We start from the raw sequence: 17951 nt of genomic DNA on the forward strand, positions 1-17951 counted from the left end.
TGTTACGGCAAGGCCGCCCTTACACCGGCCGCAGCAGGACGTGCTTCTTCTTGCCGAGCGACAGCTTGACCACGCCCTCGGGGGTGAGGTCGCGGGCGGTCAGCACGGCCTTCTCGTCGGTGACGGTGGCGTCGTTCACCTTCAGCCCGCCGCCCTTGATCTGCCGGCGCGCCTCGCCGTTCGAGGCGACGAGCCCCGTCTTCTCGGCAAACGCCGCGAGCACGCCGATGCCGGCCTCCAGCTCGCCCGCCGGCACCTCGACGGTCGGCAGATCCGCGGAGAGCCCGCCTTCCTCGAAGGTCTTGCGCGCCGTCTCCGCCGCCGCTTCCGCCGCCGCGCGGCCGTGCAGCATGGCGGTGACCTCGGTGGCGAGGATCTTCTTCACCTCGTTGAGCTCCGCGCCGCCGAGCGCGGAAAGCCGGGCGATCTCCGCCATGGGCAGCGTGGTGTAGAGCTTGAGGAAGCGCGGCACGTCCGCGTCCTCGGTGTTGCGCCAGTACTGCCAGAACTCGTAGGGGCCGAGCAGGTCGGCATTCAGCCACACGGCGCCGCCCAGCGTCTTGCCCATCTTGGCGCCGGAGGCGGTGGTGAGCAGCGGCGAGGTCAGCGCATAGAGCTGCGGGCTGCCCATGCGGTGGCCGAGATCGATGCCGTTGACGATGTTGCCCCACTGGTCGGAGCCGCCCATCTGCAGCCGCACGCCGTAGCGCTTGTTCAGCTCCACGAAGTCGTAGGCCTGCAGGATCATGTAGTTGAATTCGAGGAAGGACAGCGACTGCTCGCGCTCCAGCCGCATCTTCACACTGTCGAAGGACAGCATGCGGTTGACCGAGAAGTGCCGGCCGACGTCGCGCAGGAACTCCAGGTAGTTGAGCTCGCGCAGCCATTCGGCGTTGTTGATCATCAGCGCGCCGCGAAGGCTGTCGCCGTGGTTGCTGTCGCCGTAGCTCAGGTAGTTCGAGAACACCCGCCTGATCGAGGCGATGTTGGCCTCGATCGTGTCCACGGTCATGAGCTGGCGCGCCTCGTCCTTGAAGGACGGGTCACCCACCATGCCGGTGCCGCCGCCCATGAGCGAGACGGGGCGGTGGCCGGTCTGCTGCAGCCAGTGCAGCATCATGATCTGGATCAGGCCGCCGGCATGCAGGCTCGGCGCCGTCGGGTCGAAGCCGATATAGGCCGTGACGGTTTCCTTCGCGAAGAGATCGTCGAGGCCCTGTTCATCGGAGATCTGATGAATGAAGCCGCGCTCGTCCAGCGTGCGGAGGAAATCGGATCGGAACTTGCTCATATCGGGCCTGCGGGCATCAACGCCATGTTAGGAGGGGCGGGTGGATGTATCAGCTTCGCGCCCCGAAAGCATCCCGCGCCGGAGTTTGTGCATGTCCCGCCCCGTGAAGGCCATCGGCCTGATGAGCGGCACCTCGCTCGACGGGGTGGACGTCGCGCTGATCGAGACCGATGGCGAGAATGTTGCCGCCTTCGGGCCGGGGCGGACCTATGCCTATGCGGAGGCCGACCGGGCGCTGCTGATGCGGGCGCTGGAGGAGGCGAAGCCGCTCACCGACCGCAGTGCCCGGCCCGGCGTGCTGGCCGAGGCGGAGCGGGTGGTGACCGAGCGCCATGCGCAGGCGCTGGCGGCGTTCCTCGCAGAGTTTCCCGAGCATCGCGACGTCGCGGCGGTGGGCTTCCATGGCCAGACCGTGCTGCACCGGCCGGAAATCCGGCTGACGGTGCAGATAGGCGACGGCCCGGCGCTCGCGTGGGCGATCCGCGCGCTCACCCCGGCGCCAGGCCCGGCGCTGGTCTACGACCTGCGCGCCGCCGACGTCGCCGCGGGCGGGCAGGGGGCGCCGCTGGTGCCCGCCTATCACCGGGCGCTTGCGCAGGGCCTGGTGAAGGAGCTGGCGCTGCCCGGCCCCTTGCTGGTGCTCAATCTCGGCGGTGTGGCCAACATCACCTGGCTCGACGGTGAAGCCGATCCCATCGCCTGCGACACCGGCCCGGCCAATGCGCTGATCGACGATTTCATGAAGGCGCGCACCGGCGTGCCGGTCGACCGCGACGGAGCGGCGGCGGCGGCGGGGCGGGTCGACGAGACGGTGATCGCGCGCCTGCTCACCCATCCCTTCTTCTCAAGGAAACCGCCGAAGTCGCTGGATCGGAACGATTTTCGCGAATGGGTTGCGGTGCATGGCGGCCTCGACGCGATGAGCGTGGAAGACGGCGCAGCGACGCTGACGGCGCTCACCGCGGCCTGCGTCGGGGCGATCCTGCCGCATCTGCCGAAGCGCCCGGCGACGCTGATCGCGGCCGGCGGCGGGGCGCACAACCCGACGCTTCTCGCCATGCTCCGGGAGCGCCTCGGCGTCGAGGTGGTGACGGCGGATGCGGTGGGCTGGTCGGGCGACGCGTTGGAAGCGCAGGCTTTCGCCTTCCTGGCGGTGCGGTCCCTGCGCGGCCTTCCGCTGAGCTTCCCGACCACGACGGGCGTGCCCCGGCCGATGCTCGGCGGGGTCGTCATCGCGGCCGGCTGAGGTTGTCGCCTTCACCAGCGCAGCCGCCACTGCAAGCAAAGCTGAAGGCGTCATTCAGAAAAACTGAATTCAGTGAACGATTGTCGCAGTATTCCTGAAACGCATTAGTGCGATGCAAAATCGTGTGATGCACTGCACAATATTCCAACTATGTTCGGGGCTCCCGGAAGTCCGGCTCGCCAGGCAGGCAGCTTCCTCTTCAACACGCCTGGACAGAACTTGGAGCACCCCGATGCGCGCCCTTTCCCGCGACCTTCTCCCCCTGGCCATGGCGGCCGGCCTGATCGCCGTCGCCTTCATCGCCCCCGTCCGCGCTGCCGACAAGGCGCCCGGCCTGCGTCCCGCCACCGCCCAGAAGATCGAACTCGGCTACGTCACCGGCGTCGCCTATTACACCTCCGAGAATGACGGCTATCACGTCGTCGCCACGCTGAGCGTCGCCGACGGCGCGCCGGTACGCGTCGCCGCCACGCTCCAGCCGGAGCAGGCGATGAGCTTCTCGGTGCCGGGCGCGCCCGATGGCGCCAGCCGCACCGTCGAGATCGCCCGCCGCGGCGACGTGCTGACGGTGAACGAGCCCGCCCGCCTCGTGCTGAACTGAGCGGCCCGGCAGTCCAAAAGCAGAAAGCCCGGCGCTAGGCCGGGCTTTTTTGTTTGTCGTGGTCCTCAGGACGAGGTCGCTTCTGAAGGAGGCTGGAAAGCCCGTTCAGGCCGCCGTGATCTTCTTTGCCGTCTCGGGCAGGCGCTTGTCGAGATAGGCGCCGACGACCTCCATCAACTCCTCGGTCTTGCCGTCGAAGAAATGGTTGGCGCCCGCGACCGTCTGCTGGTCGATGACGATGCCCTTCTGCGTCTTCAGCTTCTCGACCAGGCCGGTGACCGCGGAGAACGGCACCACCGCGTCCTTGTCACCATGCACGAACAGGCCGGAGGACGGGCAGGGGGCGAGGAAGGAGAAGTCGTAGAGGTTCGCCGGGGCGGCGATCGAGATGAAGCCCTCGACCTCGGGCCGGCGCATCAGGAGCTGCATGCCGATCCAGGCGCCGAAGGAGAAGCCGGCGATCCAGCAGGCGCGCGCGTCCGGGTTGATCGACTGCGCCCAGTCCAGCGCCGCGGCGGCATCCGCCAGCTCGCCCTGGCCGTGGTCGAACGTGCCCTGCGAGCGGCCGACGCCGCGGAAGTTGAAGCGCAGCGTCGAGAAGCCCCGGTTCACGAACTGGTAGTAGAGGTTGTAGACGACCGGGTTGTTCATCGTGCCGCCGAACTGCGGGTGCGGGTGCAGGATGATGGCGATCGGCGCGTGGCGCTGCTTGGCCGGCTGGTAGCGGCCCTCGAGCCGCCCCTTCTCGCCGGTGAAAATGACCTCAGGCATGTAGTGCGTGACCTTGGATGCGGCGGGGCAAGGCGAATCCGTCGGGAGGGGCCGGCATGTGCGCGTCCGGCGCGTGTCCCAAAGGACTGCTTTACCGCAGGCGCCTTGACGACAAAGGGTAAGAACCCTAACTTATTAGAATAATTCTAAGTTTCTACGTTGGGTTGCGGTTGCGTCGCATGCAATCTGCGCGCCCGGCACGCCCTTCGAAGATGACGGATGCCAAGCTATGCAGGACGTCGCCTGAATTTGCAAGCATATAGCGGAAAGGACAGGCAGACTGCGTGACGCTTTCCTATATAGGGGGCGGCCGCGCAATTTCGAGCCCGAAGGTCGGGCCGAAGTCTTCGAGCCGATACACTGATGAGCGAACGCACCTATCTCGACCACAACGCCACCTCGCCGATCCGGCCGGAGGCCCGCGCCGCGCTTCTCGAAGCGCTGGACGCGACCGGCAACGGTTCTTCCGTGCATGGCGAGGGCCGCTCCGCGCGGGCGATGATCGAGGCCGCGCGAGCGCGAGTGGCGGCGCTGGTCGGCGCCGATCCGCGCGGCGTCGTCTTCACCTCCTGCGGCACCGAGGCCGACACGCTGGCGCTGACGCCTGATTTCCGCCGCGGCGAGGAACCCTTGTCCTTCGACGTGCTGCTGGTGAGCGCGGTGGAACACGCCGCCGTGCTGCGCGGCCACCGCTTCCCCGCCGACCGGGTCGAAGTGCTGCCGGTCGATGCGCGCGGGCGCGTGCGGCTCGACCTCTATGACGCGGCGCTTCAGCGCCATGCCGAGGCCGGGCATCGGATGCTCGTCTCGGTCATGCTGGCCAATAACGAGACCGGGGTGATTCAGCCTATCGCCGAGATCGCCCGCCGGGCGCATGCGCATGGCGCGCTCGTCCATAGCGACGCGGTGCAGGTCGCCGGGCGCATGAAGGTGTCGATCGCCGATCTCGGCGTCGACCTCGTTTCCGTTTCCGCCCACAAGCTTGGCGGCGCGCCGGGGGGCGGTGCGCTGATCATGGCGGACCCCGATCTGCGGCCCGCGCCGGTCTTCGCCGGCGGCGGCCAGGAGCGCGGGCTTCGCGCCGGCAGCGAGAACGTGCCGGCCATCGCCGCCTTCGGCGCGGCGGCCGAACGCGCGGCCGCCTGTGCGGAAGCCGACGCCGCGCGCATAGGCGACTTGCGCGAGCGGCTTGAAGACGCTCTAAGGTGCGAATTCCCCGAGCTGGTCCTGCTCGTCGGCGATGTCGACCGCCTGCCCAACACCTCCTGCCTCGCGCTTCCCGGCGTGGCGGCGGAGACCGCGGTGATCGCGCTCGATCTCGCCGGCGTGGCGGTGAGCGCCGGATCGGCCTGCTCGTCGGGCAAGGTCCAGGCCTCGCATGTGCTGGGAGCGATGGGCGTGCCCGAGCGCATTGCGCGCGCGGCTTTCCGCCTGTCCTTCGGCTGGTCGAGCGGGGAAGAGGATGTCGACCGGGCACTCGGCGCGTTCCGCCGGGTGTTGCCGGGACTTTTGCGTCGCCGCGCGGCGGCGTGAGGGAAGGGCGCCGCGTCTCGCGGCGATAAAGGCCACCGGGCGGCGCGCGAAGCCCGGCGGAAGACGTGTTGACCTGACCCGCGGGCCTTGACCCCGCGTGGGAGAGGAGATGAGACGATGCCGGCCGTACAGGAGACAGTGGACCAGGTCCGCTCCATCGATGTCGATCAGTACAAGTACGGGTTCTTCACGGAGATCGAGTCCGAGAAGGCGCCGAAGGGCCTGACCGAGGATACGATCCGCTTCATTTCGGCCAAGAAGGACGAGCCGGAATGGATGCTGGAATGGCGGCTCGAAGCCTTCCGCCGCTGGCAGACCATGCGCGAGCCGGAATGGGCGCGGGTGAGCTATCCGCCGATCGCCTATCAGGAGCTCTATTACTATTCCGCGCCGAAGCGGAAAGAGGGCCCGAAGTCGATCGACGACATCGACCCGGAGATCCTCGCGACCTATGAGAAGCTCGGCATCCCGCTGCGCGAGCGCGACGCGCTGCTCGGCATCGAGAGCGGCGGCGCGCGCGTGGCCGTCGACGCCGTGTTCGACTCTGTCTCGGTGGCGACCACCTTCAAGGAGGAGCTCGCCAAGGCCGGCGTGATCTTCATGCCGATCTCCGAGGCGATCCGCGAGTACCCGGAGGTGGTCAGGAAGTATCTCGGCTCGGTCGTCCCGGTCACCGACAACTTCTTCGCCACGCTGAACTCGGCGGTGTTCTCCGACGGCTCCTTCGTCTACGTGCCGAAGGGCGTGCGCTGCCCGATGGAGCTCTCGACCTATTTCCGCATCAATGAGCGCAACACCGGCCAGTTCGAGCGCACGCTGATCATCGCCGACGAGGGCGCCTATGTGAGCTACCTCGAAGGCTGCACCGCGCCGATGCGCGACGAGAACCAGCTTCACGCCGCCGTGGTCGAACTCGTCGCCCTTGCGGACGCCGAGATCAAGTACTCGACGGTGCAGAACTGGTATCCGGGCGACAGCCAGGGCAAGGGCGGCATCTTCAACTTCGTCACCAAGCGCGGCGACTGCCGCGGCGACCGCTCGAAGATCTCCTGGACGCAGGTGGAGACCGGCTCGGCCATCACCTGGAAGTACCCGAGCTGCATCCTGCGCGGCGACAATTCGCAGGGCGAGTTCTACTCCATCGCCATCTCGAACGGGCGCCAGCAGGTCGACAGCGGCACCAAGATGATCCACCTCGGCAAGAACACGTCGAGCCGGATCATCTCCAAGGGCATCGCGGCGGGCCACTCGGACAACACCTATCGCGGTCTTGTCTCGGCCCACCGCAAGGCGACCAACGCGCGCAACTTCACCAACTGCGACAGCCTGCTGATCGGCGACAAATGCGGCGCGCACACCGTGCCCTACATCGAGTCGAAGAACTCGACGGCGCATTTCGAGCACGAGGCGACCACCTCGAAGATCTCCGAGGACCAGCTGTTCTATTGCCGCCAGCGCGGGCTCGATCCCGAGGAGGCCACGGCGCTGATCGTCAACGGCTTCGTCAAGGACGTGCTGCAGCAGCTGCCAATGGAGTTCGCGGTCGAGGCGCAGAAGCTGATCGCGGTGAGCCTCGAAGGCTCGGTGGGCTGACGGCCCTTTCCCGATGACGTCATCCCGGACGCGGCGCCGCCGCGATCCGGGATCGCTTCCCAGATTTCAGCGCGCTCCCGACGGACGACGCGCTCCAGATACGGAATTGATGAAATGGCCATGCTCGAAATCGACAACCTGCACGCCAAGATCGACGGCGACGAGGGGCAGGAAATCCTCAAGGGCCTCTCGCTGAAGGTGAACCCCGGCGAGGTCCACGCCATCATGGGCCCGAACGGCTCCGGCAAGTCGACGCTCTCCTACATCCTGGCCGGCAAGGAGGACTACGAGGTCACCGACGGCTCGGTCACGCTCGACGGCGAGGACCTCTTGGAGATGGAGATCGACGAGCGCGCCGCGAAGGGCGTGTTCCTCGCCTTCCAGTACCCGGTCGAGGTGCCCGGCGTCGCCACCATGACCTTCCTGCGCTCGGCGCTGAACGCGCAGCGCAAGAAGCGCGGCGAGGCGGAGATCTCCACCCCCGACTTCCTGCGCCTCGTGCGCGACAAGGCGGCGAACCTCGGCATCAGCCAGGACATGCTGCGGCGCGGCGTCAATGTCGGCTTCTCCGGCGGCGAGAAGAAGCGCGCCGAGATCCTGCAGATGGCCATTCTCGAGCCGAAGCTGTGCATCCTCGACGAGACCGATTCCGGCCTCGACATCGACGCGCTGAAGGTCGTCTCCGAGGGCGTCAACGCGCTGCGCTCGCCCGACCGGGCGATGATCGTCATCACCCACTACCAGCGCCTGCTCAATCACATCGTGCCGGACTTCGTGCATGTCATGCACAAGGGCCGCATCGTCCGCTCGGGCGGCAAGGAACTGGCGCTGGAGCTGGAAGCCAACGGCTATGCCGAGTACCAGCAGGACGCGGCGTGAGGAGGGGGCGATGAACGCTGAGATACGTCCTATCCGTACCCCGGCCGAGCAGGCGCTGATCGCCGAGCTCGGCGGTCTGCCGGCCGGCACCGACCGCCTCGCCGATTTGCGCCGCGCCGCCGCCCGCTCCTTCGAGGAGCACGGCCTGCCGCATCGCCGCGTCGAGGAGTGGAAATACACCGACCTGCGCACGCTGATGCGCGACGCTGTGCCGGTCGCCGGCAGCGCCGCCGTCGCCGAAGCGGATGCGCGCGCCACCGCGCTGCGCGAGGTGGAGGTACGCCGCATCGTCGTCGCCAATGGCGCCGTGGTGCCGGAGCTTTCCGACCTCGCCGGCCTCGAAGCGGGGCTAGCCGTCACCACGCTCGCCGCCGCCATCGCGTCCGGCGACGAGGTGCTGAGCCGCGTCGGCGGCATACTGCCGGGCCGCTACGACGCCGCGCTGGCGCTCAACACCGCGCTGGCCAAGGACGGCGTCGTCCTCACCGTGGCGCCGGGCGCGATCCTCGAGCGACCGATCCACGTCGCCCATGTCTTCGCCGGCGATGCGGCAGCGGCGAGCTATGCCCGCTCGCTGGTGGTGGTCGGCGCCGGCGCGAAGCTCACCTATGTCGAGAGCTTCGAAGGGCCGGAGGCGATCGCCTATCAGGCCAACAGCGTCACCGAATTCGTGGTCGGCGACGAGGCGCATCTCGACGTGGTGCGCCTCCAGCAGGAGGGCGGCAGCGCCTTCCATCTGTCGACCATCCTGTTCGATGTCGGTCGCCACGCGCAGGTCCACGCCTTCACCTTCGCGACCGGCGCCAGCGTGGCGCGCACCTCGCTCTATGCGACGCTGTCGGGCGATGCCAGCCATGTAAGCTTCAACGGCGCGGCGCTGCTCAAGGGTCGCCAGCACTCGGATTCGACGCTGTTCGTCGACCACCAGGTGCCGGGCTGCGAGAGCCGCGAGCTGTTCAAGACCGTGCTCGACGACTCTTCCCGTGGCGTGTTCCAGGGCAAGATCGTCGTCCGCCAGGCGGCGCAGAAGACCGACGGGCGGATGATGAGCCGCGCGCTCCTGCTCGGCGAGGACGCCGAGATGGACAACAAGCCGGAGCTGGAGATCTTCGCCGACGACGTCGCCTGCGGCCATGGCGCCACCTGCGGCGACATCGACGAGGAGCTGCTGTTCTACCTGCGCGCCCGCGGCATCCCGCTGAAGGAGGCGCAGAGCCTCCTCGTGCAGGCCTTCGTCGGCGAGGCCATCGAGACGGTCAAGCATGACGGCCTGCGCGAGGCGCTGGTCGAGCAGGCGGAAGCCTGGCTCAAGGCGCGGGCGTGAGGCGCGGCTAGGCCGCATTAGGATCGTCATGGCCGGGCTTGGCCCGGCCATCCACGTCTTCCTTCCACGCGTAAGGCGTGGATGCCCGGGCCAAGCCCGGGCATGACGGCGTACCGAAGGCGCCGTCCATGACGGGTGAAGCCATGACCACCATCCACCCCGCCGTCGCAAACGGCACTTACGACGTCGCCCGCGTGCGCCAGGATTTCCCGATCCTGTCACGCCAAGTCTACGGCAAGCCTCTGGTCTATCTCGACAACGCCGCCTCGGCGCAGAAGCCGGTGCAGGTGCTGGACCGCATGCGCTTCGCCTATGAGAACGAATATTCCAACGTCCATCGCGGCCTGCACTTCCTCGCCAATGCGATGACGGAAGCCTATGAGCAGGCGCGCGAGCGCTGCCGCGTCTTCCTGAACGCCCCGACGCTGGAAGAGGTGATCTTCACCCGCTCTGTCACCGGCGCCATCAACCTCGTCGCCTCCTCGCTCGGCCAGTCGATCGAGGAGGGTGACGAGATCATCCTCTCGATCATGGAGCACCACTCCAACATCGTGCCGTGGAACTATCTGCGCGAGCGCAAGGGCGCGGTGATCCGCTGGGTGCCGGTGACCGAGGACGGCGCCTTCGACCTCGACGCCTTTAAGGAACTGCTCAACGAGCGCACCAAGATCGTCGCCGTCACCCACATGTCGAACGTGCTGGGAACGGTGACGCCGCTCAAGGAGATCGCCCGCCTCGCCCATGAGGCCGGCGCGGTGGTGGTGGCGGACGGCGCGCAGGCGGCGGTGCACATGCCGGTCGACGTGGTCGACCTCGACGTCGATTTCTACGGCGTCACCGGCCACAAGCTCTACGGCCCGACCGGCATCGGCGTGCTCTACGGCAAGCGCGCGCTGCTGGAGAAGATGCCGCCCTATGAAGGCGGCGGCGAGATGATCCGCACCGTCACCGAGAGTGGCGTCACCTATGGCGAGCCGCCGCACCGCTTCGAGGCCGGCACGCCGCCCATCGTGCAGGCGATCGGCCTCGGCGAGGCGCTGGCCTATATGGAGAGCCTCGGCCGCGAGCGGATCGCTGCGCACGAAGCCTCGCTCGGCGCCTATGCCAAGGAGCGGCTCTCGCGCATCAATTCGGTGCGCATCTATGGCGACGCGCCGGGCAAGGGCGCCATCTTCGCCTTCGACGTGAAGGGGGCGCATCCTCACGACATCGCGACGATCATCGACCGCGCCGGGGTGGCGGTGCGCGCGGGCACCCATTGCGCGATGCCGCTTCTGGGGCGATATGGTGTAACGGCGACGTGCCGGGCGTCGTTCGCGCTCTACAACACGCATGAGGAGGTCGACGTGCTCGCCGACGCCCTCATAAAGGCTCAGGATCTGTTCGCATGAGCGAAACCCAGATATCCGACGGCCCGAACGCTCCGGCGATCGAGTCCGCCATCCCGCAGGAAGAACTGGACCGGCTGACCGACGACATCGTCGGCGCGCTGAAGACCGTCTACGACCCGGAGATCCCGGTCGACATCTACGAGCTCGGCCTGATCTACAAGGTCGACATCGCCGATGACCGCCAGGTGGCGGTGGAGATGACGCTGACCACGCCGAACTGCCCCTCGGCCGCCGAGCTGCCGGGCATGGTGGAAGGCGCGGTGGCGAGCGTGGGCGGCGTCTCGGGCGTGACCGTCAACCTCACCTTCGACCCGCCCTGGGACCAGGGCCGGATGTCGGAGGAGGCGCGCCTGGCGCTGAACCTCTGGTGAGCGAGACGCCCGTACCGCCGCCGATCGCCGGCGTGGTGGAAACCGGGCTCTATGTCGACGAGATGCCGCGCGCCCGCGACTTCTACGAGCGCGTGCTCGGCCTCAAGCCGATGATCGCCGACGGGCGCTTCTGCGCCTATGACGCCGGGCCGGGCAGCGTGCTGCTGCTGTTCAAGCGCGGGGCGACGCTGGAGCCGGTGGCGATGGCCGAGGGCACCATTCCCCCGCATGACGGGCACGGCCCGCTGCATTACGCGCTGGCGATCCCCAAGGGCTCGGTCGAGCAATGGGCGGCGCATCTCGCCGCGCACCATGTGGCGGTCGAGAGCCGGGTCGACTGGAAGGGCGGCGGCGTCAGCCTCTATTTCCGCGACCCGGACGAGAACTTGGTCGAGCTGGCGACGCCGGGCCTGTGGCCGAACTACTAGCCCCTCGTCCTCATCCCGGCCCCGGCAACAGGAGGAGACGCGCATGGAGCGGTTCACCGGCGGCTGCCTGTGCGGCGACGTGCGGATCGTGGCGACGGGGCGCCCCTACCGGGTAGGCCTGTGCCACTGCCTCGACTGCCGCAAGCATCACGGGGCGCTGTTCCACGCCTCGGCGATCTTCCCCAAGGAGGCGGTGACCATCGAGGGCGAGACGCGCGACTATGCGGGGCGGTTCTTCTGCCCGCGCTGCGGCTCCTCCGTCTTCGGGCGCACCGGCGACGAGGTCGAGGTGAATCTGGGGACGCTGGACGCGCCCGACCAGTTCGTGCCGACCTACGAGCTCTGGACCGTCCGCCGCGAATCCTGGCTGCCGCCGTTCCCGCTCGCGCACCATTACGAGCATGACCGCGAGGGCACGGGCCGCTTCGAGGAGTAGGGGCTTCTCTCTTGCCTGCATCCCCTGCATACCCCATCTTAGGGGCACCGATCCGTCGGCCTTGAACCGGCGCCGATTAGGAGTTGAGACATGGCCGACCTGCGTTCCCGTCCTCCCGTCATGACGCTGACCGACGCCGCTGCCGAGCGCGTGCGGGCGATCATCGCGCGCTCCGACAAGCCGGTCGCCGGCCTTCGCGTCGGCATCAAGAATGCCGGCTGCGCCGGCATGGAATACACGATGGAGTTCGCCGAGGAGGCCGGGCGCTTCGACGAGGTGGTCGAGGACAAGGGCGTGAAGGTGCTGATCGACCCCAAGGCGATCATGTACCTGCTCGGCACGCAGATGGACTACAAGACCGACAAGCTCTCCGCCCAGTTCGTGTTCAACAACCCGAACCAGACCTCGGCCTGCGGCTGCGGCGAATCGGTCGCCATCACCCCGGTGAAGCGCGACGTCGCCGACGCCCACGCGTGAGGTTGGCGCTTCTTCAGGCTCTACGGCTTCAACATCCTTCGAGGCTGGCCGTTGGCCAGCACCTCAGGATGAGGTGGCTCTGTAGAACAACCTCATCCTGAGGTGCGAGCGTAGCGAGCCTCGAAGGATGCTGAAGCCGAGCGCCGCCCCTAGCCGAGCCGTCCCGTGACCCCCGACGACGTCGCCGACATCTTCGCCGCCTTCCGGCCTGTGCGCTGCCGGCGCATGTTCGGCGGGCTGGGCATCTATGCCGATGGGGTGATGTTCGGCCTCGTCGCCTTCGAGCGCATCTATCTCAAGGCCGATCCCGACTTTTCCCGCGACCTCGAAGCCATGGGCGCGGAGCGCTTCACCTATGAGGCCAAGGGGCGGCAGGTGAGCCTGCCCTACTGGACCTTGCCCGAAAGCGCCATCGACGACGCCGAGGCGGCGGCCGAGCTTGCCGCCCGCGCCCTGCGCGTCGCGCTCGCTGCGGCCGCCTCGAAGCCGCCGCGGCGCCCCAAGCGCGCGAAGGGCTGAACCCGCCGCCCGGCGTTACGCGACCGGGGCGAGAATGCCAACTCGCTGGAATATCTATGAAACAACCTCATCCTGAGGTGCTCGGCGCAGCCGAGCCTCGAAGGATGGTCGTTGCAACGCACCCGGACGAGCCTCCTTCGAGGCCCGGCCGTTGGCCGGGCACCTCAGGATGAGGGTCGTCTTGGGTGGGGCAGGTGTACTTGGGGGTAGGCGAGGCGGGCCTCAGCCCGCCTTGATCTTCACCGGACGCAGCAGGAAGGCCGGCAGGTGCGAGGTGTCGGCCGGCTCGTCGACCGGCGCGCGCTCGCTGCGGCGATGGGTGAGCGGGGTGACCGGCGCGCGGGCCGGGGCCGGCGCGGGCGGGCCCGGCTTCTCGCCGCGCGGGCGACGCTCGCCGCGGGCGGCGACGGGCCCCTCGGCGGCGGCGATGGGCGCGTTGTCGACTTCCTCGACCTTCTCGCGCCGGCGGGCCGGACGGGCGCCGCGGCGCTCCTCCTCGCGCGGCTCGCCCTTGCGGCCGCGCTCCCCGCCCTTGCGCTCGCCGCGCTCGGGACGGTCGCGGCGCGGGCGCGCCTCGGAGGGCGGCAGCGCGTCGAGGGAAGAACCTTCCCTCCAGTCGATGGAACGGCCGATCAGCTTCTCGATCGCCGCCAGCGACTTGGTGTCGGCGGGGGTGACGAGGGTGAAGGCGGCGCCGGAGCGACCGGCGCGGCCGGTGCGGCCGATGCGGTGGACATAGTCCTCCGCATGGTGCGGCGTGTCGTAGTTGAAGACGTGGCTCACGGCGGGGATGTCGAGGCCGCGCGCGGCGACGTCGGAGGCCACCAGCAGGTTCGCTTCGCCGGTGCGGAACTGGTCGAGCGCCTGCATGCGCGAGCGCTGGTCCATGTCGCCATGCAGCGCGACGACGTTGAAGCCGTGGCGCTTGAGCGACTTATGGACGACCGCGACCTCGCTCTTGCGGTTGCAGAAGATGATGCCGTTCTGCAGGTTGTCGGCGGAGTTGATGAGCTCGCGCAGCGTCTCGCGCTTGGCGAAGTCTTCCTTGCCGCAGGCCACCAGAAACTGGGTGATATTGGCCGCGGTGGAGGAGGGGCGCGACGCCTCGACCTGCACCGGGTTCGACAGGAACTGCGCGACGAGGCGCTGGATCTCCGGCGGCATGGTGGCCGAGAAGAACAGCGTCTGCCGGGTGAAAGGCACCAGCTTGCAGACGCGCTCGATGTCCGGGATGAAGCCCATGTCCAGCATGCGGTCGGCCTCGTCGATGACGAGGATCTCGATGCCGGAGAGCAGCAGGCGCCCGCGCTCGACGTGGTCGAGGAGGCGGCCGGGGGTGGCGATCAGCACGTCGACGCCGCGCAGCAGCTTGGCGTCCTGGTCGCCGAAGGAGACGCCGCCGATCAGGAGGGCGACGTTCAGCTTGTGGTTCTTGCCGTATTTGGTGAAGTTCTCCTCCACCTGCGCGGCCAGCTCGCGGGTCGGCTCGAGGATGAGCGTGCGCGGCATGCGGGCCCGGGCGCGGCCCTGCTCCAGCATCGTGAGCATCGGCAGGGTGAAGGCCGCCGTCTTGCCGGTGCCGGTCTGGGCGAGGCCCAGCACGTCGCGGCGGGCGAGCACATGAGGAATGGCCTGCGCCTGGATCGGCGTCGGCTCGGTGTAACCTGCATCGGCGACGGCCGAGAGCACCTTGTCGCTCAGGCCCAGTTCGTTAAAAGGCATCTGGGGTCAATTCTACGGCTGCGCACCGCTGGCCGGGGCCCCGGGCCGTGGCCGGGGATGGCGTGATCGTCGTCGCGCGGAGCGCATCGGTCGGATAGGATCGGACGACGCGTTGCACCATATGCATAACGCCTCGAAAGTCAATGGTTTTCACCGCTGTCAAGGGCTTTCCGGCGCGTGCCGGCCTTACCGCGGTGCGGAAGGGCAGGTCGCGCGATGAGCCGCGCATTCGTGAAGGAAGACAGCGGCGCCGACAGCCTGCCGGAACGGCCGGTCAGCCCGCATCGCAACCTTGTGACCCGCAGGGGCCTGGCGCTGATCGAGGCCGAGCTGGCGCGCCATCGCGCCGCGCTCGCCGCCGCCGGCGCGAAGGGCGACCGCGACGGCGCGGCGCAGGCTTCGCGCGAGCTGCGCTACTGGTCTTCGCGCCGCGCCAATGCCGAGCCGGTCGACCCGCCGGCGGAAGGCGAGGCGATTACCTTCGGCATGCAGGTGACGCTGGAGGCCGAGGACGGCGCGCAGCGCCGCTTCCGCATCGTCGGCGAGGACGAGGCGGAGCCGCGCGAGGGGCGCATCGCCTGGATCTCGCCGGTCGCCCGCGCGCTGATGGGCAAGTGGATCGGCGACGAGGTCAGCCTGCCGGTCGGCACGATGGAGATCGTCGCGGTCGATCCGGCGCCGGAAGCCACGGCACCCGAAGCTATGGGGCCATCGTGATCATTCCCGTCGAGACGCTCATGGTCTTCGCGCCGGCCGCGCTGGCGCTGAACCTCACCCCCGGCAACGACATGCTGTTCTGCCTCGGGCAAGGCATGAAGTCGGGCCCGCGCGCAGGCATCGCCGCAAGCTTCGGCATCGCCGCCGGGGTGTTCCTGCACACGCTCGCCGCCGCGGTCGGGCTGGCGGCGCTGCTCGCCACCCATCCCGGCGCCTTCGCCGTGCTGCGCTGGGCGGGCGCCGCCTATCTCGTCTATCTCGCCATCCAGGCGATCCGCGGTGCCGGCGCCCTCCACGCCGCGCCCGCGGCACGCCGGGCCTCGGCCCTGAAGGCGTGGCGCGAGGCGGTGCTGGTGAGCCTGCTCAACCCGAAGGTCGCCATCTTCGTGCTGGCCTTCCTGCCGCAATTCGTCGATCCCACGCGCGGCGACAGCTTCACCCAGTTCATGCTGCTCGGCCTGGTGCTGAATGTCGGCGGCACCATCGTGAATTGCCTCGTGGGTGGTTTCGCCGGCTCCATCAGCCGTGGGTTGACGCAGCGGCCGAGCCTCTCCGCATGGCTGCAAAGATTTACCGGCGCATTGCTCCTGGGCCTTGCGGCGCGTATTGCCTTCGACCGTCATTGACGCTCTATTCAGGAGCTTTTCTTGAGGCCCCATTTGATCGACGGGGGCCGAGCCAAGGTAACCGTGCAGAAAATGGGCCGACTGAAGACCGAGGACATCGAACTCGTCGGGCAATCCGGGCTGTTCGACGAGGCCTGGTACCTTGAGCAGCATCCCGAGTTCATCGGACCCTATGCCCAGCCTCTGCGTCACTATCTCGAGATCGGCTGGCGACGGGGCGATGCACCGTCCCCTTATTTCGATGCGGCGCACTACCTCTCCGCGAACCCCGACGTCGCCGCGGCCGGGGTGAACCCGCTGCTGCACTATGTCCGCTTCGGCCGCAACGAAGGGCGGGCGATGCGGGCCATGCCGCAGACCGACGCGGCCGACGACATCGCCTTCTCGGTCATCCTCGCCACCTACAACCGGGCCGGCATCATCGAGGATTCGATCCGCTCGATCCTCGCCCAGACGCACCGCAATTTCGAGCTGATCATCGTCGATGACGGCTCGGCGGACGGCACCGAGGCGCTGGTGCGCGAGCGCTTCGCCGCCGAGTTCGCGGATGGGCGCATCACCTATATCCGCTTCTCGCGCAATCTCGGCGTGTCGGCGGCGCGCAATGCCGGGCTGCTGGCGGCGCGCAACCCGTGGATCGCCTATGTCGATTCCGACAATGTGGTCGACCCGCGCTTCCTCGACGCCTTCGCCCGCCGCATCGTGATGAACGAGGGCGTGCGCACCCTTTACGCCCGCTTCTTCCAGGAGAGCGTGCCGCGCGTGGTCGGCCGAGCCTTCGATCTCGAGGCGCTCAGGCGCGACAACTACATCGACCTCGGTGTGTTCGTGCACCACGCGGCCTGCTTCCAGGAGCTCGGCGGCTTCGACATCAGCCTGCGCCGGCTGGTCGACTGGGACCTGATCCTGAAATATCTCCACCGCTACCCGCCGGTCTTCGTCGGCGAGGTGCTGATGACCTACCGTGACCGCGACGGGAAGAAGCTCGGGCGCATCACCGACCGCGAGGCGGTGACGCTGCCCATGGCGCGCATCCTGCGGCGCTACGATGTCTGCCCGACCGTGACCAGCGTCATCGTCTGCTACAACCAGGCGGAGTACATCGCCGAGGCGATCGAGAGCGTGCTGGCCCAGCGCGGCGACTTCTACCAGGACATCGTCGTCGCCGACGACGGCTCGACCGACGGCACGGCGGAGATCGTCCAGCGCTACTGCGAGAAGAACCGCTGGCGCATGCGCTCCATCGGCGACGGCATCAACCGCGGCATCTCCGGCAATTTCCGCCGGAGCTTCGCCACCGCCGCCGGCGCCTATCTCGCCATTCTCGAAGGCGACGACTACTGGAGCGACCGCGACAAGATCGCCAAGCAGGTGGCGTTCCTCGAAGCCAATCCCGACTGCTCGATGGTGTTCTCCAAGATCGAGGTGGAGGCGGCCGGCAGCCGGCGCCGCACCACGCTGGAACGCCAGGACCGCATCCGCAAGAACAAGCTGGATGCCGCGGATTTCCTCGCCGATCCCAGCCTCAACCTCATCGCCAACCTGTCGAGCTGCATGTTCCGCAGCGACCTGATGAAGGAACTGCCCGGCATCCTCTATCGCCACCGGCTGAGCGAGATGGGCCTCGCCTTCCACCTCGACCGCTTCGGCGCCATTGGCTACCTGAACCGGCCGATGAGCGTCTACCGCATGCACGCGCAGGGCACCTGGAGCGGCGCCTCGGCGGAGATGAAGCTGAGCAGCGGCCGCCAGGTCCGCGAGGTCGCCAAGCTCGTGGCGCGCGACCGCTACAAGGGCGCGATCCAGGACATCCTCGACCGGCATTATACGCAGGCACCGACGGCGTGAGGGCGTAAGCCGTCATCCCCGCCGAAGGCGAAGCCGTAGAGCCGGGATAGTGCACCCTCATCCTGAGGTGCGAGCGCAGCGAGCCTCGAAGGATGGTCGTCACAGCGCGCCCGGACGAGCATCCTTCGAGGCCCGGCCGTTGGCCGGGCACCTCAGGATGAGGTGGGGCCAGCGGAAA

18 protein-coding genes are annotated in these 17951 nt (G+C 68.2%); 15 read left to right on the forward strand and 3 right to left on the reverse strand.

Annotated elements, in window-relative coordinates:
• Positions 1–19: 19 nt before the first annotated feature.
• On the reverse strand, positions 20–1291 hold the full coding sequence (gene tyrS, locus SNOV_RS06670; protein ID WP_013166154.1) for a tyrosine--tRNA ligase: 1272 nt from the start codon (positions 1289–1291) through the stop codon (positions 20–22).
• A gap of 91 nt (positions 1292–1382) precedes the next feature.
• Here tyrS and SNOV_RS06675 point away from each other — a divergent pair, with 91 nt between their 5' ends.
• Both SNOV_RS06675 and SNOV_RS06680 read left to right on the forward strand, forming a co-directional pair.
• Positions 1383–2537 (forward strand): anhydro-N-acetylmuramic acid kinase, encoded by a 1155-nt coding sequence (locus SNOV_RS06675; protein ID WP_013166155.1) that lies wholly within the window; start codon positions 1383–1385, stop codon positions 2535–2537.
• A 232-nt stretch (positions 2538–2769) separates the two neighbouring features.
• Positions 2770–3138 (forward strand): hypothetical protein, encoded by a 369-nt coding sequence (locus SNOV_RS06680; protein ID WP_013166156.1) that lies wholly within the window; start codon positions 2770–2772, stop codon positions 3136–3138.
• 105 nt (positions 3139–3243) lie between these two features.
• On the opposite strand, the gene SNOV_RS06685 is transcribed toward SNOV_RS06680, so the two are convergent.
• Positions 3244–3909, reverse strand: a complete 666-nt coding sequence (locus SNOV_RS06685) for an alpha/beta hydrolase (protein WP_013166157.1) — start codon at positions 3907–3909, stop codon at positions 3244–3246.
• A 363-nt stretch (positions 3910–4272) separates the two neighbouring features.
• Between SNOV_RS06685 and SNOV_RS06690 the strand changes: the two genes are divergently transcribed.
• From SNOV_RS06690 to SNOV_RS06735, 10 genes are all read left to right on the forward strand, one after another.
• Positions 4273–5442, forward strand: a complete 1170-nt coding sequence (locus SNOV_RS06690; protein ID WP_013166158.1) for a cysteine desulfurase family protein — start codon at positions 4273–4275, stop codon at positions 5440–5442.
• Between the two features lie 117 nt (positions 5443–5559).
• Entirely contained in the window at positions 5560–7035 is a 1476-nt protein-coding gene (gene sufB / locus SNOV_RS06695; protein ID WP_013166159.1) for a Fe-S cluster assembly protein SufB, read from the forward strand.
• Between the two features lie 120 nt (positions 7036–7155).
• Entirely contained in the window at positions 7156–7914 is a 759-nt protein-coding gene (gene sufC / locus SNOV_RS06700) for a Fe-S cluster assembly ATPase SufC (RefSeq protein ID WP_187291128.1), read from the forward strand.
• Positions 7915–7924: 10 nt separating this feature from the next.
• Positions 7925–9238, forward strand: a complete 1314-nt coding sequence (sufD, locus tag SNOV_RS06705) for a Fe-S cluster assembly protein SufD (protein ID WP_013166161.1) — start codon at positions 7925–7927, stop codon at positions 9236–9238.
• Positions 9239–9366: 128 nt separating this feature from the next.
• Complete coding sequence (locus tag SNOV_RS06710) at positions 9367–10629, forward strand: cysteine desulfurase (protein ID WP_013166162.1); 1263 nt, start codon at positions 9367–9369, stop codon at positions 10627–10629.
• On the forward strand, positions 10626–11000 hold the full coding sequence (locus SNOV_RS06715; RefSeq protein ID WP_013166163.1) for an SUF system Fe-S cluster assembly protein: 375 nt from the start codon (positions 10626–10628) through the stop codon (positions 10998–11000). Before SNOV_RS06710 ends, SNOV_RS06715 begins: the two co-directional genes overlap by 4 nt.
• Positions 10997–11428: a VOC family protein gene (locus SNOV_RS06720; RefSeq protein WP_013166164.1), complete on the forward strand. Its 432-nt coding sequence runs from the start codon at positions 10997–10999 to the stop codon at positions 11426–11428. Before SNOV_RS06715 ends, SNOV_RS06720 begins: the two co-directional genes overlap by 4 nt.
• A 43-nt stretch (positions 11429–11471) precedes the next feature.
• Entirely contained in the window at positions 11472–11864 is a 393-nt protein-coding gene (locus SNOV_RS06725) for a GFA family protein (protein ID WP_013166165.1), read from the forward strand.
• Positions 11865–11954: 90 nt separating this feature from the next.
• Entirely contained in the window at positions 11955–12341 is a 387-nt protein-coding gene (gene sufA, locus SNOV_RS06730; protein WP_013166166.1) for a Fe-S cluster assembly scaffold SufA, read from the forward strand.
• Between the two features lie 165 nt (positions 12342–12506).
• The gene (locus SNOV_RS06735; protein ID WP_013166167.1) at positions 12507–12860 is read left to right on the forward strand and encodes a TfoX/Sxy family protein; all 354 of its coding nucleotides are present in this window, start codon (positions 12507–12509) and stop codon (positions 12858–12860) included.
• Positions 12861–13082: 222 nt separating this feature from the next.
• On the opposite strand, the gene SNOV_RS06740 is transcribed toward SNOV_RS06735, so the two are convergent.
• Positions 13083–14582: a DEAD/DEAH box helicase gene (locus tag SNOV_RS06740; protein ID WP_013166168.1), complete on the reverse strand. Its 1500-nt coding sequence runs from the start codon at positions 14580–14582 to the stop codon at positions 13083–13085.
• Between the two features lie 216 nt (positions 14583–14798).
• Here SNOV_RS06740 and greA point away from each other — a divergent pair, with 216 nt between their 5' ends.
• The 3 genes from greA to SNOV_RS22560 all read left to right on the forward strand — a co-directional run bounded on the left by greA (position 14799) and on the right by SNOV_RS22560 (position 17773).
• Positions 14799–15299: a transcription elongation factor GreA gene (gene greA, locus SNOV_RS06745; RefSeq protein WP_013166169.1), complete on the forward strand. Its 501-nt coding sequence runs from the start codon at positions 14799–14801 to the stop codon at positions 15297–15299.
• Positions 15296–15925, forward strand: coding sequence for a LysE family translocator (locus tag SNOV_RS06750; RefSeq protein ID WP_013166170.1), 630 nt, complete (start codon positions 15296–15298; stop codon positions 15923–15925). The genes greA and SNOV_RS06750 overlap by 4 nt, the downstream gene beginning before the upstream one ends.
• Before the next feature lie 72 nt (positions 15926–15997).
• Positions 15998–17773: a glycosyltransferase family 2 protein gene (locus tag SNOV_RS22560; RefSeq protein WP_049785711.1), complete on the forward strand. Its 1776-nt coding sequence runs from the start codon at positions 15998–16000 to the stop codon at positions 17771–17773.
• Positions 17774–17951: the final 178 nt, after the last annotated feature.

The sequence above is a fragment of the Ancylobacter novellus DSM 506 genome (assembly GCF_000092925.1).
Taxonomy (GTDB): Bacteria; Pseudomonadota; Alphaproteobacteria; order Rhizobiales; family Xanthobacteraceae; genus Ancylobacter; species Ancylobacter novellus.